The 18,608-nt window shown below is 34.5% G+C and carries 18 protein-coding genes; 11 read left to right on the top strand and 7 right to left on the bottom strand.

Features of this window, described 5'->3' with window-relative positions:
- Nucleotides 1–8: 8 nt before the first annotated feature.
- The 10 genes from ACW9XA_RS09210 (at nucleotide 9) to ACW9XA_RS09255 (ending at nucleotide 8,691) form a co-directional block, all read left to right on the top strand.
- Complete coding sequence (locus tag ACW9XA_RS09210) at nucleotides 9–620, top strand: 30S ribosomal protein S3ae (protein WP_457764030.1); 612 nt, start codon at nucleotides 9–11, stop codon at nucleotides 618–620.
- A gap of 23 nt (nucleotides 621–643) precedes the next feature.
- Nucleotides 644–1,072: an RNA-binding domain-containing protein gene (locus ACW9XA_RS09215; protein ID WP_457764031.1), complete on the top strand. Its 429-nt coding sequence runs from the start codon at nucleotides 644–646 to the stop codon at nucleotides 1,070–1,072.
- Between the two features lie 186 nt (nucleotides 1,073–1,258).
- Nucleotides 1,259–2,722: an NAD(P)/FAD-dependent oxidoreductase gene (locus ACW9XA_RS09220; RefSeq protein WP_457764032.1), complete on the top strand. Its 1,464-nt coding sequence runs from the start codon at nucleotides 1,259–1,261 to the stop codon at nucleotides 2,720–2,722.
- A gap of 43 nt (nucleotides 2,723–2,765) precedes the next feature.
- Nucleotides 2,766–3,551, top strand: a complete 786-nt coding sequence (locus tag ACW9XA_RS09225; RefSeq protein ID WP_300325623.1) for an AAA family ATPase — start codon at nucleotides 2,766–2,768, stop codon at nucleotides 3,549–3,551.
- Nucleotides 3,552–5,111 carry a VWA domain-containing protein gene (locus ACW9XA_RS09230; RefSeq protein WP_457764033.1) on the top strand — a complete coding sequence of 520 codons (1,560 nt, stop codon included), beginning with the start codon at nucleotides 3,552–3,554 and terminating at the stop codon, nucleotides 5,109–5,111.
- 66 nt (nucleotides 5,112–5,177) lie between these two features.
- Complete coding sequence (locus ACW9XA_RS09235) at nucleotides 5,178–6,719, top strand: pyridoxal-phosphate dependent enzyme (protein WP_457764034.1); 1,542 nt, start codon at nucleotides 5,178–5,180, stop codon at nucleotides 6,717–6,719.
- A 4-nt stretch (nucleotides 6,720–6,723) separates the two neighbouring features.
- Nucleotides 6,724–7,179: an ASCH domain-containing protein gene (locus ACW9XA_RS09240; protein ID WP_457764035.1), complete on the top strand. Its 456-nt coding sequence runs from the start codon at nucleotides 6,724–6,726 to the stop codon at nucleotides 7,177–7,179.
- 63 nt (nucleotides 7,180–7,242) lie between these two features.
- Entirely contained in the window at nucleotides 7,243–7,806 is a 564-nt protein-coding gene (locus tag ACW9XA_RS09245; RefSeq protein WP_300325570.1) for a TATA-box-binding protein, read from the top strand.
- Between the two features lie 16 nt (nucleotides 7,807–7,822).
- Nucleotides 7,823–8,044: a hypothetical protein gene (locus ACW9XA_RS09250; protein WP_457764036.1), complete on the top strand. Its 222-nt coding sequence runs from the start codon at nucleotides 7,823–7,825 to the stop codon at nucleotides 8,042–8,044.
- A 71-nt stretch (nucleotides 8,045–8,115) separates the two neighbouring features.
- Nucleotides 8,116–8,691, top strand: a complete 576-nt coding sequence (locus ACW9XA_RS09255; RefSeq protein WP_457764100.1) for a hypothetical protein — start codon at nucleotides 8,116–8,118, stop codon at nucleotides 8,689–8,691.
- Between the two features lies 1 nt (nucleotide 8,692).
- Here the strand turns inward: ACW9XA_RS09255 and ACW9XA_RS09260 are convergent, their stop codons facing one another.
- A complete protein-coding gene (locus ACW9XA_RS09260; protein ID WP_457764037.1) occupies nucleotides 8,693–9,385 on the bottom strand; it encodes a hypothetical protein in 693 nt (230 codons plus the stop codon).
- 46 nt (nucleotides 9,386–9,431) lie between these two features.
- Nucleotides 9,432–9,698 (bottom strand): hypothetical protein, encoded by a 267-nt coding sequence (locus ACW9XA_RS09265; protein ID WP_457764038.1) that lies wholly within the window; start codon nucleotides 9,696–9,698, stop codon nucleotides 9,432–9,434.
- A gap of 30 nt (nucleotides 9,699–9,728) precedes the next feature.
- On the opposite strand from ACW9XA_RS09265, the gene ACW9XA_RS09270 reads away from it, so the two are divergent.
- The gene (locus tag ACW9XA_RS09270) at nucleotides 9,729–10,076 is read left to right on the top strand and encodes a P-II family nitrogen regulator (protein WP_457764101.1); all 348 of its coding nucleotides are present in this window, start codon (nucleotides 9,729–9,731) and stop codon (nucleotides 10,074–10,076) included.
- Between the two features lie 156 nt (nucleotides 10,077–10,232).
- Here the strand turns inward: ACW9XA_RS09270 and ACW9XA_RS09275 are convergent, their stop codons facing one another.
- The 5 genes from ACW9XA_RS09275 to ACW9XA_RS09295 form a co-directional block, all read right to left on the bottom strand.
- Nucleotides 10,233–10,472 carry an Lrp/AsnC family transcriptional regulator gene (locus ACW9XA_RS09275; protein WP_457764039.1) on the bottom strand — a complete coding sequence of 80 codons (240 nt, stop codon included), beginning with the start codon at nucleotides 10,470–10,472 and terminating at the stop codon, nucleotides 10,233–10,235.
- A gap of 140 nt (nucleotides 10,473–10,612) precedes the next feature.
- Entirely contained in the window at nucleotides 10,613–11,575 is a 963-nt protein-coding gene (gene dusB / locus ACW9XA_RS09280) for a tRNA dihydrouridine synthase DusB (protein WP_457764040.1), read from the bottom strand.
- Nucleotides 11,576–11,634: 59 nt separating this feature from the next.
- Nucleotides 11,635–13,806, bottom strand: coding sequence for a thrombospondin type 3 repeat-containing protein (locus tag ACW9XA_RS09285; protein ID WP_457764041.1), 2,172 nt, complete (start codon nucleotides 13,804–13,806; stop codon nucleotides 11,635–11,637).
- A 77-nt stretch (nucleotides 13,807–13,883) separates the two neighbouring features.
- Nucleotides 13,884–16,055 carry a thrombospondin type 3 repeat-containing protein gene (locus ACW9XA_RS09290; protein WP_457764042.1) on the bottom strand — a complete coding sequence of 724 codons (2,172 nt, stop codon included), beginning with the start codon at nucleotides 16,053–16,055 and terminating at the stop codon, nucleotides 13,884–13,886.
- A gap of 12 nt (nucleotides 16,056–16,067) precedes the next feature.
- Nucleotides 16,068–18,446 (bottom strand): thrombospondin type 3 repeat-containing protein, encoded by a 2,379-nt coding sequence (locus ACW9XA_RS09295; protein ID WP_457764043.1) that lies wholly within the window; start codon nucleotides 18,444–18,446, stop codon nucleotides 16,068–16,070.
- Nucleotides 18,447–18,608 lie beyond the last annotated feature (162 nt).

Consider the following 18,608-nt stretch of genomic DNA (forward strand, 5'->3'; position numbering starts at 1 on the left):
GTTAATAATTGGCACGTAGAAAAGGTCGAGTAAAGGACAAGTGGCGAGAAAAACGCTGGGTTACAGTACATGCACCAGATTCATTCAACAATGTTCCTATTGCTTATGTTCCAATAACAGACGATGAGAATGCAGTAGGCAGAGTTTTAGAGGTTACACTATATGATATTCTAAAAGGAGACCCATCACAACATCAATACAAAATTTATTTCCAAATTGATAAAGTTGAAGGGGACAAAGCATCAACAATTTTCAAAAGATATGAATATTCAAAAGAATTTTTGCGTAGTTTAGTTAGACGTGGTTCATCTAAAATTAATTTTATTGCAGATATCAAAACAAAAGATGGATACATCTTTAGAATCAAGCTACTTGCTTTAACACACAGACAACTTAACACATCTAGACAACATGCTTTGAGATTAATTGCAAGAGATGTAATCAATAAAACAATTCCAGAAATGACAATAGATCAATTTGTTCAAGCAACATGTTATAGTAAAATCAATTCAGATATCATGGCAGCATTCAAGAAAGTAATCAGAGTAAGACACGTAGGTCTAGAGAAAGTGAAACTCGTTAGAACTGCAGATAAAGAAACAAAATTACTCGAAGCATAATCAAGAGTTATTCTTTTACAATAATGGCACATAAGATTGAGATATCAATTGATGTGATTGTTCATGCAACAGAAGATATATCAAAAATTTTTCAATCTTTTGAAGATACTTTAGATGTTAGAAGAGAAGATTTCACAATAGAAGAAACAGAAGGACATTATGAAAATCCAATAACTTTGTTGAAGGCAAAAATTGTGAAAAAACAGGCTCAAAATTTCATGAATAAATTACTTGAATCATTATCCAAAGAGCAAGTAAATGAGTTAATTGATGAAATTGAAGAAAGGACAATAGATTCCAGATTTCATATGAGACTAGATAAACAAGAATTAATCAAAGGAAATCTAGCAGTTAGAGAAAAAGACACTATACAATTGAAAATACATACGCCAATATACAACAAAAAAGATACTGTCAAAACATTTACAGAAATTTTTCAAATTGCCAACTAGATTAAATAGTAATAAAAGAACTATACAATTTGGGAATGAGGAAATAACAGCCGCTCCAGTCTGAGCGAAAGCTTTGAAGACGCCGCGACGAACCGACCCCTTTTATCGATCAATGGTTTTGATAATGGATTTTTCCACCATATTTCATGGTATTATTTTAAATACGGATAGACAAACCGGAATATCGTGTCAGATTATGATGTAATAGTTGCAGGAGGCGGTCTTGCAGGTACAATTACAGCACAAGCTATTTCTCATTATTCAAAGCAAAATCTGAAAATTCTAGTTGTTGATAGAAATACAGAATTTTTACCAGGTCGAAAATCACTAGCTGGATGGGTATGTGGAGATGCATGCTCCAAAGAAGCAGTTGATTTTATGTCAAAAAGAATCAAAGTAGAATGGACTAGACCTGAAATTGAACATGATGTAAAAGGAGTCATGGCATTCTCGCCAGACAAGGAAACTGCAATTCCATTTGATGGTTCAGGTTACATGTTAAATCGTCAAAAACTACCAGAGATTCAAAATGAAAGATGTAGAAAAATGGGAATTGAGTTTAAATTTGAAATTAATCTTACAGGCCTGATTTATGAAGGACAGCAGGTAGTTGGAATTCAAGGAGTAGATAACAAAACAAAGCAACCATTTAAGAAAACATCAAAAATTGTAATTGATGCTACAGGAGTTACATCCATGCTTAGAAATGGATTGCAAAACTCTACCAAAGTTGAAAAGAGAATTGATAGACGAGATTTAGAATCAACTGGAAGATACATCATGCATTTTGAGCCAGGACAAAAAGATCTTTCAGAATTTGATCCAGATTATTGTATAATACATTTAGATCAAGACATTGCCCCAGGGGGTTATGGATGGGTGTTTCCAAAAGGAGAAACCAAAGTAAACATAGGTTTGGGAGTTGAAAAATCTCTTTTAGATAAAAGAAACAAGAGATTAGGTAAAAAAGACAATGTAGAATCACTCATGAAAGAATATCTTCATAGAAATGTTGCAATTAAAAATGCAAAATTATCTGAAGACCCAGAGGATATTAACAATAATTCAGGAGTCTTTCAAGTTTCAGTTAGAAGACAAAACGATTGCATGGTGTCTGGCGGATATATGATGGTCGGAGATTCCGCATGGATGCCAAAACCAATTGACGCTGGAGGAATTGGACCAGCTTTGATTGCAGGTACAATCCTAGGAAATAACGTTGCACAAGCATTAGAAGCAAACGATGTTTCTGAAGCAGGATTATGGCAATACAATTTAGATTATATCAAAGAATACGGATACAAAACCGCAGGTCTTGAACTTTTTAGAAGACTTGTACAACAAATGTCAAATGAACAAATTAGTTATGGTATGAAGCACTTTTTAGGAAATATGGATGTCGAGGCAATTAGTAAAGGAGAACATCCAGACTTTTCAGGATTAGGAAAAATTGGAATGATTATCAGAGGTGCGATGAACAAAACAGTTGCAGACGGACTCAGATATACATCCAAACAAAATCAATGGTTAGTAGATCATTACAACAACTATCCAAAAGATCCTTCAGGATTTGACGAATGGAACAAAACATTACATCAGAAACTTGATGAGGCTTTTGCAAAAATAGAAGCATTTGATTCTAAGATCTAATATTAAATATTGTGTAAATCAATGAAAACATACTTTGGAAGAAGTGCAATATCTTGATTGGAATAATTCAAACCATATTTTAGACAAAGCGTATGAAGCAGGTCTTTTTGTACTCATTATAGGGCCTAAAGGAACAGGAAAGACATCTCTAGTTAGAGATTTTGCTAAAAACAAGAAGGTAAACTTGGAATCTATCAATTTCAGTCTCAGAACTAGAGAAAGCCATCTGGTGGGGACAAAGACGCTGACAGATGGAACAGTAAGCTTTGACGAAGGAATATTGATCAAATCAATGAAAAGTGGAGATATGCTTTACCTCGATGAGATAAATTCAGCAGAAGCAGATGTTTTACTTAGACTAGATGAAGCACTAGATGATAGACGTCAGATTGCATTAAAGGAATCAACAGGGGAAGTAATTAAAGCAAAAGACAGTTGGTTTGTGGTTGCAACAATTAATCCATTGACACATAGCGGAACAAAAGAATTACCACCTCAATTACTCAGCAGATTTCCAGTACGAATCAGATTAGAGTATCCTCCAGAAAATATAGAATTAGAAATTATTAAAAAACATGTTTCAGGAAATTATGAATCAGAAATAATTCAAGCAATTAAACTCGCAAATACATTAAGGCAAGCTGCTGCAGTTGAAGAACTATTTTATTCACCTAGCTTAAGAGAAACCATTGCCTTTGGAAAATTACTAGACAAAGGAATGTCGCCAAAAGAAGTTGCAGACATTGTTTTTGGAAATGTCTACACACAATGGGGAAATATAGAATATCAAAAAGTCAGTGACATTATAACGTCAATGTTTGGAAATTAAATGCAAGCAATTCAACTTCAAAACGATTCTTTAGTTGAAATAGCAACATTTCTTGTTAGACGATGGTCTGAAAAAGACAATATCATAGTAGAAATTTCAGACAAGACAGAAACTAAAACAAGACTAAAAGAAAACAAAGTAATCTTAACACCCTTAGAAAAAAGAATAGGTAATGATTTTCAAAAATATCGACAATTTAGAACGTCATTATGGTATGAAGCAATGAGAATAAAATATTGCAAAAAAATTCTCAGTAATGATCATGCATTTGGATTTATTCTAAACGCGATGGAAACCCAAAGAGTGGAACAGTTGGGAAGAAAGGTTTGGAAGGGCATGGATGATGAAATTATTTTCAACTACACATACATGTTAGTTGCAAGACCTCAATTAAATACAGTATATGGAAAAGCAAGGATAGTAGAGGCATTTTACCAATATTTTATGTTTGGTGCAATAAAAGGAGAGATTCAATCAAGCAATTTTGAAAAAATAAAAAAAGCATCAATGTTAGCTAAAGAAATTCTCAACAAGGCAATTAAGGATAAACAAGGCACTGATTGGATTGAAAAAAAAGTCACAGAAATAATAAAGATATTAGATATTGATTCTCTTCTAACAATTCCAGTATCTTTGCCATTTATGAAAGCTGGAATGGCATTATCTGAAGATGAATTACTAAAAGTTCTAAAAATAATTTCAAAAAATAAAGGAGATTTTGAAATTACAGATCCAGATTCAATAGTTAGAGGTGATGATGTGTATGATGAATACAAAGTATTACTAGATGAAAATAAAAAAACAGAAAACAGAGGATTGTCCACAGAAACAGTAGGAATTCAAATTCCATCAACAAAAAATATCGATGAAACAGCAATCTATGATTTGAGATTGATTAACGGATTAAAGATGAAATTTAAAGAATGGAAATCAGGATGGAAAGAACAACATCTAAGATCTGGAGATGAGTTTGATGGAGAAAACTACATTGAAGGGAATGATCCATTTTTTACAGATATCAAAAAATCAATTAAAACAAAAATTGTGATACTGTTAGATCATTCTTCTAGTATTGCATCAGATGCAATTGAGTACAAAAAGGCCACCTTAGCACTTTGTGAAGTATTATCTTTTCTCAAAGTAAAATTTGCAGTTTATGCATTTAGCACTGAAAATAGAGCAATGGTATGCTGGTCAATAAAACCAGAAAATGTCAAATGGAATAGTATTACTGCAAAAAGATTGGCACAAATCGTTGCCAATGGCTCCACCCCATTGGCTGAAGTCTATGATAAAATATTTCCAATTTTACAGTCAAAAAGACCAGATATTTTTTTGACATTGACTGATGGTGAACCATCAGATCCAGATGCAGTAAGAAATATGACTAAATCATTCAAGGGATTGGGAATTCGCATGGTTGCTTTAGGATTAGGCCCAAATACTGTAAGGGCAACAACAATTGCAAATAATCTAAAACATTTGGGTTATGAAAAAACCATGGCAGTCAGTAGACTAAATGATATTCCAAACAAGGTAATTAGCATTTTAGATGGGTAAATTTTTGATTTTACTATCAGGATATTTTATATGAAGTAAAAAATCAAGGCCATCTAGTTAAAAGATATGTCAGAAAATAATTTTGATAAACCATTACTTGAAAAATTTGAACGAGAAATTTGGAGTAGAATCCCACATTTAGAAAACGGCAAAGTGGTCAATGCAACACCGCTAATTGATCTAACCAGTGATCTTAAAGAATGTGCAAAAAAGCTTTACAAGTTAGATATTTCAGACTTGGACTTGAAAGTATATGGAAAATTTGATGCGGATTTAGTATCAGGTTCAATCAAAATCAGACCAGCAATTCACATAATGCACGATGCAATTAAAACTGGAAAGTTGAAAAGCGGTCAAACAATTATTGAGGCAACATCAGGAAATTTCGGAATTGCTCTGGGACAGATGTCAAAACTTGGATTGACCGTTGTGTCTCTTGTTTCAAGAAAATTACAAGAAGGGGTCTTTAAGGAATTAAGAAACGAGAATATTCGTATAATGGATTTGGATATGGATATTTGTCCTGCTCCAGGAATGAAAGATAGTGATGCTGATGCACTGGTTGCAAAAGCAACTGCAGCAAACATTCGTTCTCAATTAATCGAATTAGGTTTTGATCCAACAAATTATGATAACTCAATTTCAGAAGTTGAAACATTATTGGCAGCACAAGACATTATCAATTTAGCAAAACTGCTTGCAAAGATTTATGATTGCTTTTGTCCAGAACAATATGATAATCAATTAAACATTGAGGCTCATAGAACAATAACAGCTGTAGAAATTGATCAGCAGTTACAAGAAAAAGGGGATTCGTTAGAAGACTATAGGATAATTTGTTCATTTGGAACAGGTGGCACATCTGGAGGACTGAGTAAGTACATGAATGAAAAATATGGAAAAAAAGCCGTACATGTAGTATTTCCATCTCCAGGTCAAGATGTTGCAGGAATTAGAACAAAAGCTAAAGCAGATGGATTAAAGTTGTATAATCCAGAAGCATATTTTGCTGAGCATGAAGTTGATTTTGGACAGGCAAAACATTTACTAAAATTCTTTGTAGATAAAGGTCATAATATTGGTGAAAGTACAGCACTTGCTCTATACTCAATATTAGAAATGCTAAGTGAAGGAGAAAAAGGAAAATTTGTGGTTGTGGTTGCTGACGGTATAGAAAAATACAGAAAAAATCTAGAAGCAGCATCATCTAACCAACGTATTCAAGTTTCATTGGAAGATGCAGCATCCAGTGTTCAAGATTATGATAAAATAATTTGGGTACATACACAATATACTCCAAAAGAGGAAGGAATTGAAATGATTGCAAAATCATTAGGCGTAAATAAAGAAAAAATCACAATACCAAAGGCAAGTACCATTAATCAATTATTGTCAACACAGCAAATTCCAGAGGAGCTTAGTAAAGATCTAGATGGCTCTAAGGGCAAATCACTATTAATTTGCATGGCAGGAAATACGTCATTAATGACGGCTCAAGTACTTGCTAGCAAAGGCATAGTAACTGAAAGTTTGAATGGCGGAATAACTAATTTACCTGAAGGAAGAGGTAAAAACCCAGGGGAATTTATCAAAGCTGCAACTGAATAGTGTCTTGAAATGTCTTTCTGTTTCTCAACCATTTGCTGATCTAATCATATCTGGGAAAAAGACTATTGAATTAAGAAGATGGAATACAAATTTTCGTGGAGAATTTTTAATTCATTCTCCATTAAAAATAAGAATAGAAGATGCTAAAAGATTAAAAATCAAAAAGAAATTTGTTACAGGTGCAATAATTGGAAAAGCACAACTTTATGATGTAAAAAAATATGATTCAGTAAAAGAAATAAAATCAGATGAAAGATTTCATTTTGCATCAAAAAAATTTCAAAACAAAACTTTTGGATTCATGTTAAAAAATGCAAAACCATTAAGAATTCCAATACCGTGGAAAGGTCAATTAGGTTTTTTTGAAATAGATATTCCAAAAACAAAGATCAAAAACAAAAAAATAGTTTCAGAAATAATAGATGAAGAATATCGTTATCAGTGGATTGGACATCATTGAGGAACTGAAAATCTCAAAAAATTTGACTAGTATATATAAAGCTCATATTTAAAGTACCTCATTATGCCACAAACAAAACCAATTGTTAGTGTAGAAAATGTTGTCGCATCAGCATCAGTAGATCAGAAAATAGATTTGATTGAAATTACTGAAAAATTTCCAGACACAGAATATCATCCTGAACAATTTCCAGGCCTTGTATTTAGATTAACTAATCCTCGAACTGCCACACTTATCTTTAGAACAGGGAAGATGGTTTGTACTGGAGCTAAATCCGAAGAGATGGCAATAAAAGCTGTCAATACAGTAGTTCAGAAATTAAGAAAAGGTAAAATCAAAATTAAAAAAGATGCAGTCATCACGGTACAAAATATTGTTGCAGCAATTAACTTAGGTGGAAAAATTCATTTAGAAAAAGCTGCTAGAACATTACCTAGAAGTATGTATGAGCCAGAACAATTTCCAGGACTAATTCATAGAATGCTGGATCCAAAAACAGTGATACTATTATTTGCATCAGGAAAATTAGTTTGTACTGGAGCTAAAAAAGAATCAGATGTTTATCGTTCTGTTCATAATTTACATGCATTATTAGAAGAAAAAAATCTAATGATTTATGATCAATGATTAACTGTTTCAAAAATTGGCTAAAGATATTTTTGAGGAAGAAAAAATCAGATTAACTCCAGAGAAGGGTTTTGCTTTGGTTGGAATAGACTATTTTGCAGAATCAGGAAACCAATTGTATATAATTGAACATTTTGAAATGTATCAAGATGCTTTAAATGCAAAAAAAGATCGAAAGAATCAGAATGAATTTTTTGTGTTGTACAAAGGAACTGGAAATGAATTTTTTTGCAGATAGATCAGAAAGATGACAAAACTTTATTAAATTTTACAAAATCTCTTATCACCCAGTTAAAAATTAAAAAAATATTGCCTAATGAAACAAGTGATTTGATTGATACTTTATATCAAAAAGAAAATCCTGTTAAATCAGAACAAACATCTAAGCAAATTATTCGAAAAAGTGCAAAGGGGAAATATCAAATTTTTGATGAGGTAGAGTTTACGCGTGGAAGAGAGGTCTTAGGAGATTTAATTGTACATGGGATGATAGCCTCAGGAGGAACGGATATTGACTGGCTTATTGAACATAAAGGTGGTTTTATCATATTAGAATTCAAGGGATTTCATAATGATAAAATTAACATCGCAAAAGGCCAAATGATTGCATATGAAAAACTGCATGAGAAATTAAACATGACAACAAAATGTTATCTTTATGTAGTTGGATGTGATGATATCGATTTTTCTAATCCAGATTCGACAATATGGATTTTTGAGATGAATCAGTGGAAATCAGGTGCAATACCAAAAAACACTACTGACATTTATGGAGATGATACAGCAAAACAAAACAAATTCATTGTTTATCGTGAATATATGCATGAAGTTAGTGTAGAAAAATTACGAGATTTAGTGGATTTACATTGGAAAGAATTTGAATAAATTAAGCAATAAATGAGAATGTGCTCGAGATTATTTCCTTACCATTATCCACTTTGATTGTATAAGTTCCAGAATTTTCCCATCCAGGGCCTCCAGCTATTGCTAAAGTAGAAAATTTCCCATTGCTTTTTAGTGAAACTTGTTCTGCCCATACAAGTTCATTGTTTTGGTTTTCTATTGTAAGATTTACATTTCCAGTTGTGTCAGATACACCGCTAATTGAAATCAAATCTTTTTTGTTGTATGATTTTAAATCAGTTTGTACAGATAGTGAAGTTGGAGTATTATTTGTGCCAGTATCAATTTTGGTGGTAACATCTGCGATACCACTAAAAGCTATTGTTACAGCAATAACTACTACTAAAGCAAAACTACCTATTCCAAAAATGATTTTTTTGTTTTTTGGTTTAGAATGAGAGATTTTTGGGATAGTTTGAAGTGATTGAGTTTGTTGTAATGGTTTTATTTCAGATAATGCAACATCTGGAACGTGTTTTTCTTCAACATGAGGTTTTTGAATAAATTCCGGTTTTTTTCCCAGATGTTTTTCAGCTAATTTTCTTACATAATTTCTTTCATAATTACTAATTACTTCATTATTTTCACAAGCCCTGTAAATCTGCTTTAGAATTCGGTCATCTCCAAAATCCTTATCCAAGAGATCTTTTACATCATCCAATATTGGATCTGTCATGTTAATTTTCTCTAGAATTGATTATTTATGAATATATGTCAAAAAGCTACTTTGAATAGATTTTTTGGGCTTGAATTATGACAGTTCTGATGTAATCCTTGGCTGTTGAATCTGTCACTCCCATTTGTTTTGCTCTAAGATAAAGATCGGTTTCTTTAGGATTTGTCAAGTAATATTTTAAGAGATAATTGAGTCTATGAGACCTTTTTTCATCACTTTTCATGATTTTATTTTTCTTTGGCACTAAAAAGGTCAGAGGATAATGACATAACCAACCAGAAAATATAGTATCATAAAATTTGGATAAAAACATATGATCTTTTTTAAACAATACGAAAAAAGAATGGAAATGAAACGAATTGATGCAACTATTCAAGCAACCAAAATCGGTGCAGTGACTGAGGCAATTACAGGCATTGTCGGAGGATTCTCCATCATGGAGGGAAAGGGTAGAGGTTCAGGTGCCAGACAAGAAATGAGATCTGGTAGAGGAACAGGCACCATTACTGCTGAATATAATCATGTTGCAATTGTAAGTACAGTTGTAGATGACTCAGACGTAGAGAAAATTTCCTCAGCAATTGCTAATGCAGCTTTTACAGGAAAAGGAGGAGATGGAATTATTGTAGTATCCAATGTGGATAACGTCATGAATATCGCAACTAAAAAGAGTGGTTCTGAAGCCCTCTAATCATTTTCTTTTATCAAATAACATACAATTTGTGGAGGTATTATCTGCTGAGAGGGTAACTACTCCTCTCAGGGGTGTTATCCCTTTGGGGGACATATTTTTGAAGGGATGGAATAGTATTACAATTTGAGTATAAAAGCAAAGGATTTTGAAGAATTATTGTTGGCCTTCAATTCCCATCAACGTTAGTGTTGATCTAATTTTTGGAATTTTTCGTATCTTCCAAGTAATAGTTTCTCTTAGTGCTTCAACTTGACTTGATTCTACTTTAGCCAAAATATCGTATGCACCAAAGGTTCCATGTACTTCAACAATACCTTCAATCGATTTTAGTTCTGAAATCACTGTTTCTTCAGAACCTAGCTCACAGTTTATGAGTACATAAGCTGTTGCCAATTATGATTTAGCTCCTATTTTCATACCTAAAATGTTCTTTTGAAATATATAAGAATAGTCCGATTTACTTAAAAATTCAACATGAAATAGAAGGATTTCACAAACAAATGTAAAGGAATTTAGAATAAATCAAAAGATTTCTAAGATGAAACGTATGCATTACTCATAATTTTTTCTAGATCTTCAATATTTTTTGAAAGAGTGATTTTAGAGCGTAATTTAGAACCACCTTTCATACCTTTAGTAAACCTCATGGCTTGACCCTTGATATTTGCAAATTTTATTTTATATCTACTAGTTAGATGCAAATAATCAAAAAAAGAATCCAATCTATCTTTGAAAGAATATTCGTTGTAGGAATTTGTTTTCAAATAATCATTAATTTGTTCAAATAAAAATGGATTGCCCATAGCTCCTCTTCCAATCATTACATAATCACAATTAGTATTATCAATCATGTTTTTAGCATCCTCAGGGCTAGTAATATCTCCATTTCCAACAATTGGAATTGAAGAAATTTCTTTTAGTTCTTTTATCATATTCCAATCAGCTGTTCCAGAATAACCCTGACTAACAGTTCTTGGATGTAGGGTGATCATTTGGATTCCTTCATCTTCAGCAATTTCAGCGATTTCTCTAAAAAGGAATTTACTAGCATCAGTAACTCCAGAACGAATTTTTAGTGTTACAGGTTTTTTTACAGCACTTACCAATGTTCTAAAAATTTGTTGTGTCAAATTGACTTCTTGTAACAATGCTCCTCCTGCCATTTGCTGTGTGATATGAGGTGCAGGACATCCCATGTTATAATCAATTATATCAAAAAAAGGTTCTACAATCTTTGCTGCTTTTCCTAAAGTAGGAAGATCAGAACCAAATAATTGAATTGAAAGAGGGCGTTCTTCATCAGAATACTCAATAAACTCTTGTATAGTTTTCATTCTTTCTTTAAGTTGACTTTCTTTTGCAACGATACTATGAATATTTGTAAATTCTGTAACTACTAAACCAGCTCCCATTTTTTTACATTGTAAACGAAGAGCAGGATCACTTACTCCTGCCATAGGAGCTAAAAATGCCTTACTAGAAAATTTTGGAAGCATATCTGAACTTTACAGATTGAATATATTTATCATACAAAGGGTTTTGTAAAAAATTCTATTTAATTATCAGGGCAGCCGTCTGTGTCTCTGTCACCATCATAATCTTCAGGATCAAGAGGACACAAATCTTCATCATTTATGATGTCATCTAAATCATCATCATGGACAAATCTCTGTTGTTCTGGAGCAGTATCAGGACAGCCGTCATGATCATTGTATTTATTCCAAGTTTCAGGACTGGTTGGACATGAATCAATTGCATCATAGTATCCATCATCATCAGAGTCAATTCTTGTTGGAGTTGTAGATGCTGCTGCTAATACATCTGGACAGCCGTCCCAATCCAAATAACCATTAAAGTTCTCTTGTTCATCAAGACATGTATCCCATCTATCATCTATTCCATCACCATCAACGTCTGGGAAACTATATGATGGTCCAACAGAGCCGGTTGAATCAGGGCAGCCGTCTGTGTCTAGATAGAAATTATAAGTTTCAGGTTCTAATGGACATGCATCAATTGAATCTGGAATGCCGTCTTGATCAGAATCAAGTTTAGAGGATTGTTTGTCTGGACAGCCGTCTGTGTCTTCAAATCCATTGTATGTTTCTGGTTGGTTTGGACAATAATCTAGATTATCTATAATACCATCACCGTCAGAATCAAATGCAAGTTTATTATCAGGAATTGAATCTGGACAGCCGTCTGTGTCTAGATATCTGTTGTAAGTCTCTTTAATATTAGGACATTGATCTATGTTATCATTTATACCGTCAAAATCAGAGTCTCCAAATGAATCATAATCTACTGAATCTGGACAGCCGTCTTCATCTTGGAATTGATTAAATCTCTCTCTAATTGTTGGACACGCATCAGAAATATCGGGGATTCCATCATAATCAAGATCAGACAATGCAGATTGTGAAAATCCAGGTACATCAGGACAGCCGTCTTTATCCAAATAACCATTATAGTTTTCTTTTTCATCCAAGCATGCATCCCATCTATCATCTATTCCATCACCGTCAACGTCTGGAAATAGATACGATGAGGTAATTGAGTCTATAGAGTCTGGACAACCATCACCATCTTTGTAAAAATTGTATGTTTCAGGTTCTAGAGGACATGCATCAGAAATATTTAGAATTCCATCCATGTCAGAATCAAGTGTTGAACTAAAGTTGTCAGGACAGCCGTCAGTGTCTAAAACACCATTGAAAGTTTCCGGTTGGTTTGGACAATGATCTAGATTATCTACAAGTCCATCACCGTCAGAATCATAAGTTGATTTATTGTTTACAATAGAATCCGGACAACCGTCTTCATCTAAGTAAAAATTGTAGGTTTCTTTATTATATGGACAAACATCATATTGATTTAAAATTCCATCACCATCAGTGTCTCCTGATATCACATATTCAATTTCATCTGGACAGCCATCTTCATCTTGGAATTTGTTGAAATTTTCACGATCTAATGGACAGTTATCAACTGAATCAAGAATGCTATCATGATCAGAATCAATTAAACCATTAGAATCTGAACCAAGAACATCTATACAGCCGTCCCAGTCTAAATATCCGTTATAATTTTCAGGTTCGTTTAAACATGCATCCCATCTATCATCTATTCCATCACCGTCAGTGTCTGGGAATGTGTATTGAGGGGTGATAGAATCAACGCTGTCAGGACAGCCGTCTGTGTCTAGATATCTGTTGTAAGTTTCAGGTTCTAATGGACATGCGTCAAGAGTATCAGAGATGCCATCTCGATCCGAGTCTCTCAAGCTTGATGTATCATCAGGGCAACCGTCTTTGTCATCAACACCATTGAACGTTTCTGCACGATTTGGGCAGTTATCCATAAAATCGGGATAACCATCGCCATCAGAATCTGCAATGCCTTTTGTACCATCAGGAGATAAATCTGGACAGCCGTCTTCATCTTGGAATTTGTTGTAAGTCTCTTTTACAGTAGGACAATTATCAATATGATCTTGAATTCCATCGTAATCAACATCATACCATGGAACAAAGTCTGCTGGACAACCGTCAATGTTGTTACCGTATTGTGGATCATAGTCTTCTAGAAGATGGGGACAAAAATCTAGATTGTTTGGAACTCCGTCACCGTCAGAATCAATTGTTTCATTAGCAAAAACACTACTTGGCATCATGCCAATTGTAGATGTAAGTAAAAGCAAAAAGCCTAAAAGATATTGTTTTTTCATTCTATGATTCCGCTATTATCAAGTATTTATTAAGTCTCACGTTGAAGTGGTTCTCTAAAAATAGTGAACAAATAAGATTATGGATCTGGGCATCCATCTAAATCTCTGTCACCATCATAATCTTCAGGATCAAGAGGACACAAATCTTCATCATTTATGATGTCATCTAAATCATCATCATGGACAAATCTTTGTTGTTCTGGAGCAGTATCAGGGCAACCATCCCAATCCAAGTATTTATTCCAAGTTTCAGGGCTAGTTGGACATGAATCAAGTGCGTCAGGATAACCATCACCATCAGAATCTGTTGATGTAGGCGTGGTAGATTCTGCTCCAGGAACATCTGGACAGCCGTCTGTGTCTAGATAGTTATTGTAATTTTCAGGTTCATCAATACATGAATCCCATCTATCCTCAATTCCATCACCGTCAGTGTCTGGGAATGTGTATTGAGGGGTGATAGAATCAACGCTGTCAGGACAGCCGTCTGTGTCTAGATATCTGTTGTAAGTTTCAGGTTCTAATGGACATGTATCATATATATCTGGAATTCCATCTTGATCAGAATCAAGTTTAGACAATTGCTTGTCAGGACAGCCGTCTGTGTCTTCAAATCCATTGTATGTTTCAGGTTGAGTTGGACATAAATCTAAAACATCTGGAATTCCGTCACCGTCAGAGTCTGCGGTGGATTTATTGTCAGCAATATAATCTGGACAGCCGTCTGTGTCTAGATATCTGTTGTAAGTTTCTTTAGCAAGAGGGCATTGATCTATATCATCATAAATTCCGTCACCGTCAGAATCACCAACGGATAGATAATCAATGCCGTCTGGACAGCCGTCTTCATCTTGGAAACCATTGTATCTTTCTGCTAATGTTGGACATTGATCTAGATGATCTGCAATGCCATCATAATCAGCATCAAACATGTTACCAGCAGTTGTACCAGGAACATCTGGACAGCCGTCTGTGTCTAGATAGTTATTGTAATTTTCAGGTTCATCAATACATGAATCCCATCTATCCTCAATTCCATCACCGTCAGTGTCTGGGAATGTGTATTGAGAGTCGATAGAATCAACAGTATCAGGACAACCGTCTGTGTCTAGATATCTGTTGTAAGTTTCAGGTTCTAATGGACATGCATCAAGAGTATCAGAAATACCATCTCGATCAGAATCATTGCTTAAAATATAATTATCAGGACAGCCATCTTTGTCTAAAATTCCATTGTATGTTTCTGATTGGTTTGGACATCGATCAATGTTATCTATTATTCCATCACCGTCAGTGTCAAATGCAAATTTATTATCTGCAATATAATCAGGACAGCCATCCAAATCTTGGAATTTATTGTAAGTTTCAGGGCTGAATGGGCAAGAGTCATTGTGATCTGCAATACCGTCACCGTCAATATCACCAGAAATCATGTATTCAATTTCATCAGGGCAACCGTCTTCGTCTTGGAATTTATTGTAATTTTCACGATCTAATGGACAGTTATCAACTGAATCAGGAATTCCATCATAATCAGCATCTGGAGCTTCTAATGAAGTAACACCAGGTACATCAGGGCAACCATCTGTGTCTAGATAGTTATTGTAATTTTCAGGTTCATCAATACATGAATCCCATCTATCCTCAATTCCATCACCGTCAGTGTCTGGGAATGTGTATTGAGAGTCGATAGAATCAACAGTATCAGGACAACCGTCTGTGTCTAGATATCTGTTGTAAGTTTCAGGTTCTAATGGACATGCATCAAGAGTATCAGAAATACCATCTCGATCAGAGTCTTTTAAAGTCATAATATTATCAGGGCAACCGTCTTTGTCATCAACGCCATTGAACGTTTCTGCACGATTTGGGCAGTTATCCATGAAATCAGGATAACCATCGCCGTCAGAATCTGCAATGCCTTTTGTACCATCAGGAGATAAATCTGGACAACCGTCTTCATCTTGGAATTTGTTGTAAGTCTCTTTTACAGTAGGACAATTATCAATATGATCTTCAATACCGTCATAATCAACATCATACCATGGAACAAAGTCTGCTGGACAACCGTCAATGTTATTACCATATTGTGGATCATAGTCTTCTAGAAGATTAGGACATTGATCTAGATTGTTTGGAACTCCGTCACCGTCAGAATCAATTGCTTCATTAGCAAAAACACTACTTGGCATCATGCCAATTGTAGATGTAAGTAAAAGCAAAAAGCCTAAAAGATATTGTTTTTTCATTCTTAGATACTCCTAAAGATCAGGACATCCATCAGTATCTCTATCACCATCATAATCCTCAGGTTCTAGAGGACACATGTCATTTTCGTTAATTATATTATCTAAATCAGCATCATGTTTGTATCTTGATTGTTCTGGTGCAATATCAGGACAACCGTCATCATCTTGATACTTGTTCCAAGATTCTTTAAGATTTGGACATGAATCAATCTCATCGATTATTCCATCTTCATCACTATCAACTCTAATATTTCCAGTAGGCAATACATCTGGACAGCCGTCATAATCAACATATTTGTTCCAAACTTCATCTTGTTGAGGACACATATCCATTACATCTGGAACGCCATCACCGTCAGAATCAGGTTGTGTGTTATCAGTATCTGGACAGCCGTCATCATCTTGGAAGCCATTATAATTTTCAGCAACTAGTGGACAATCATCACTAACATCTGGAATACCATCATTATCAGAATCTACTACGAATGACTTTGTAACTGAGTCTGGACAGCCGTCATCATCTTGGAATTTATTATAAGTCTCTTTAGCAGTTGGACATGCATCAATTCCATCTGGAATACCATCCATATCTCTATCATTCTTTAAGATGTAATTATCTGGACAACCATCTCGATCTAAAATTCCATTATATGTTTCTGGTTGGTTTGGACAGTGATCATTGTAATCGTTAATTCCATCACCATCAGAATCTGGGGCACCTTTGTTATCTGCTACATTATCAGGGCAACCGTCTAAATCTTGGAATTTATTGTAAGTTTCAGGAACTAATGGGCAATCATCTAAATCATCTACAATACCATCAAAGTCCGTATCTAAACTAGTGATAAAATCAGGGTAATCTGGACAACCATCTTCATCTTGGAAGCCATTGTATCTTTCTCTATCAAGAGGACATTCATCTACAGAATCTAAAATACCATCATAGTCAGAATCAGCACCAGTTGGATTATCTGGACAACCGTCATGATCTTGATAACGATTCCATGTTTCTGAAGTAGAAGGACATTGATCTAAAGAGTCTCTAATACCATCACCATCAGAATCTAATACAGCAACATCTGGACAACCGTCTTGATCAAGATAACCATTTTTTGTTTCAGCAACAAGCGGACATTTATCTTCTAAATCAGCAATTCCGTCACCATCATAATCAAATCCAAATAATCCAGAAACACTATCGGGGCAGCCATCATGATCATTTATGCCATTGTAAGTCTCTTTAGCAAGAGGGCATTCATCTAGATTATCTGGAATACCGTCTGAGTCTCTATCAGATGTAGAAGTAGTATCAGGACAGCCATCTCTATCAAATACACCGTTGAAAGTTTCTGGCTGGTTTGGACACAAGTCAGCATAATCATTTATTCCATCACCGTCAGAATCAGGAATCCCTTTATCAGAACCTACAAAGTCAGGACAACCGTCTAAATCTTGAAATCTATTGTAAGTTTCTTTTACATTAGGACATTGATCAATACTGTTTGGAATTCCATCCAGATCAGAATCAACATCACTTGAATAAGGAGGAATATCTGGACAACCATCTTCATCTTGGAAGCCATTGTATCTTTCTGGATCTAATGGACATACATCATCAACATCCATAATTCTATCGCCATCTGCATCATTTAATATACCTGCAAAAGATGGAAGCGAATCAGGACAGCCGTCATAATCTGCAAATCTATTGAAAGTTTCTGGCTGGTTTGGACAAATATCAAATTTGTCAGCTATACCATCACCATCTTTATCGTTAAATGAAGTATCTAATGCAACATCTGGACAACCATCAGTATCTCTGTAACCATTATACACTTCTGGTTCATTCATACACAAATCAATTTTATCTTGAATGCCATCATTATCAGAATCTATAAAACTTAAATCATTAATTGAATCAGGACAACCATCCAAATCTTGGAATCTATTATAAGTTTCAGCACTTAGTGGACATTCATCTGCAAAGTCTGGAACTCCATCCAAATCTCTATCACCTGCACCATAAGTATCAGGACAACCGTCTCTATCTAAAACACCGTTGAAAGTTTCTGGCTGGTTTGGACAATTATCAACTAAATCAATAAATCCATCGCCATCAGAATCTGGTGCACCTCCGGGTCCAGTTCCTGGAAGAGTATCAGGACAACCATCTTCATCTTGGAATTGATTGTAATGTTCTTTAAGATTAGGGCATTGATCAATATGATCCTCTATTCCATCATAATCCTCATCATACCATGGTACAAAATTGGAAGGACATCCATCAACTGCTCCTTCATAATCTTCCTGTAAATTAGGACATGCATCTAAAGAATCATCAACACCATCATCATCCAAGTCATCAGCAGCAAAAACAGGGCTAACTGGCATACTAGTCAATGTAGCTAGAAGTAGCAATAAGAATGACAGAGAGTGTATTTTTTTCAAAGCCTAAAAATACGTCGAGGATCCAGTTATTAAACCTCACTCTGGAATGTATCAAAAAATCAAGAGATTTCAGAAAAGTTTGCATGTTAGACAAAAAACTCGATT

It is taken from the genome of Candidatus Nitrosopumilus sp. bin_6a (genome assembly GCF_054095695.1).

Excerpts from the sequence above, each read along its gene's own strand:
- ACW9XA_RS09215 (WP_457764031.1), top strand. The coding sequence starts at position 644 with ATGGCACATAAGATTGAGATATCAATTGATGTGATTGTTCATGCAACA.
- ACW9XA_RS09285 (WP_457764041.1), bottom strand. The coding sequence starts at position 13,806 with ATGAAAAAACAATATCTTTTAGGCTTTTTGCTTTTACTTACATCTACA.
- ACW9XA_RS09245 (WP_300325570.1), top strand. The coding sequence starts at position 7,243 with ATGCCACAAACAAAACCAATTGTTAGTGTAGAAAATGTTGTCGCATCA.
- ACW9XA_RS09230 (WP_457764033.1), top strand. The coding sequence starts at position 3,552 with ATGCAAGCAATTCAACTTCAAAACGATTCTTTAGTTGAAATAGCAACA.
- ACW9XA_RS09295 (WP_457764043.1), bottom strand. The coding sequence starts at position 18,446 with ATGCCAGTTAGCCCTGTTTTTGCTGCTGATGACTTGGATGATGATGGT.
- ACW9XA_RS09260 (WP_457764037.1), bottom strand. The coding sequence starts at position 9,385 with ATGACAGATCCAATATTGGATGATGTAAAAGATCTCTTGGATAAGGAT.
- dusB (WP_457764040.1), bottom strand. The coding sequence starts at position 11,575 with ATGCTTCCAAAATTTTCTAGTAAGGCATTTTTAGCTCCTATGGCAGGA.
- ACW9XA_RS09270 (WP_457764101.1), top strand. The coding sequence starts at position 9,729 with ATGGAAATGAAACGAATTGATGCAACTATTCAAGCAACCAAAATCGGT.
- ACW9XA_RS09290 (WP_457764042.1), bottom strand. The coding sequence starts at position 16,055 with ATGAAAAAACAATATCTTTTAGGCTTTTTGCTTTTACTTACATCTACA.
- ACW9XA_RS09235 (WP_457764034.1), top strand. The coding sequence starts at position 5,178 with ATGTCAGAAAATAATTTTGATAAACCATTACTTGAAAAATTTGAACGA.
- ACW9XA_RS09265 (WP_457764038.1), bottom strand. The coding sequence starts at position 9,698 with ATGTTTTTATCCAAATTTTATGATACTATATTTTCTGGTTGGTTATGT.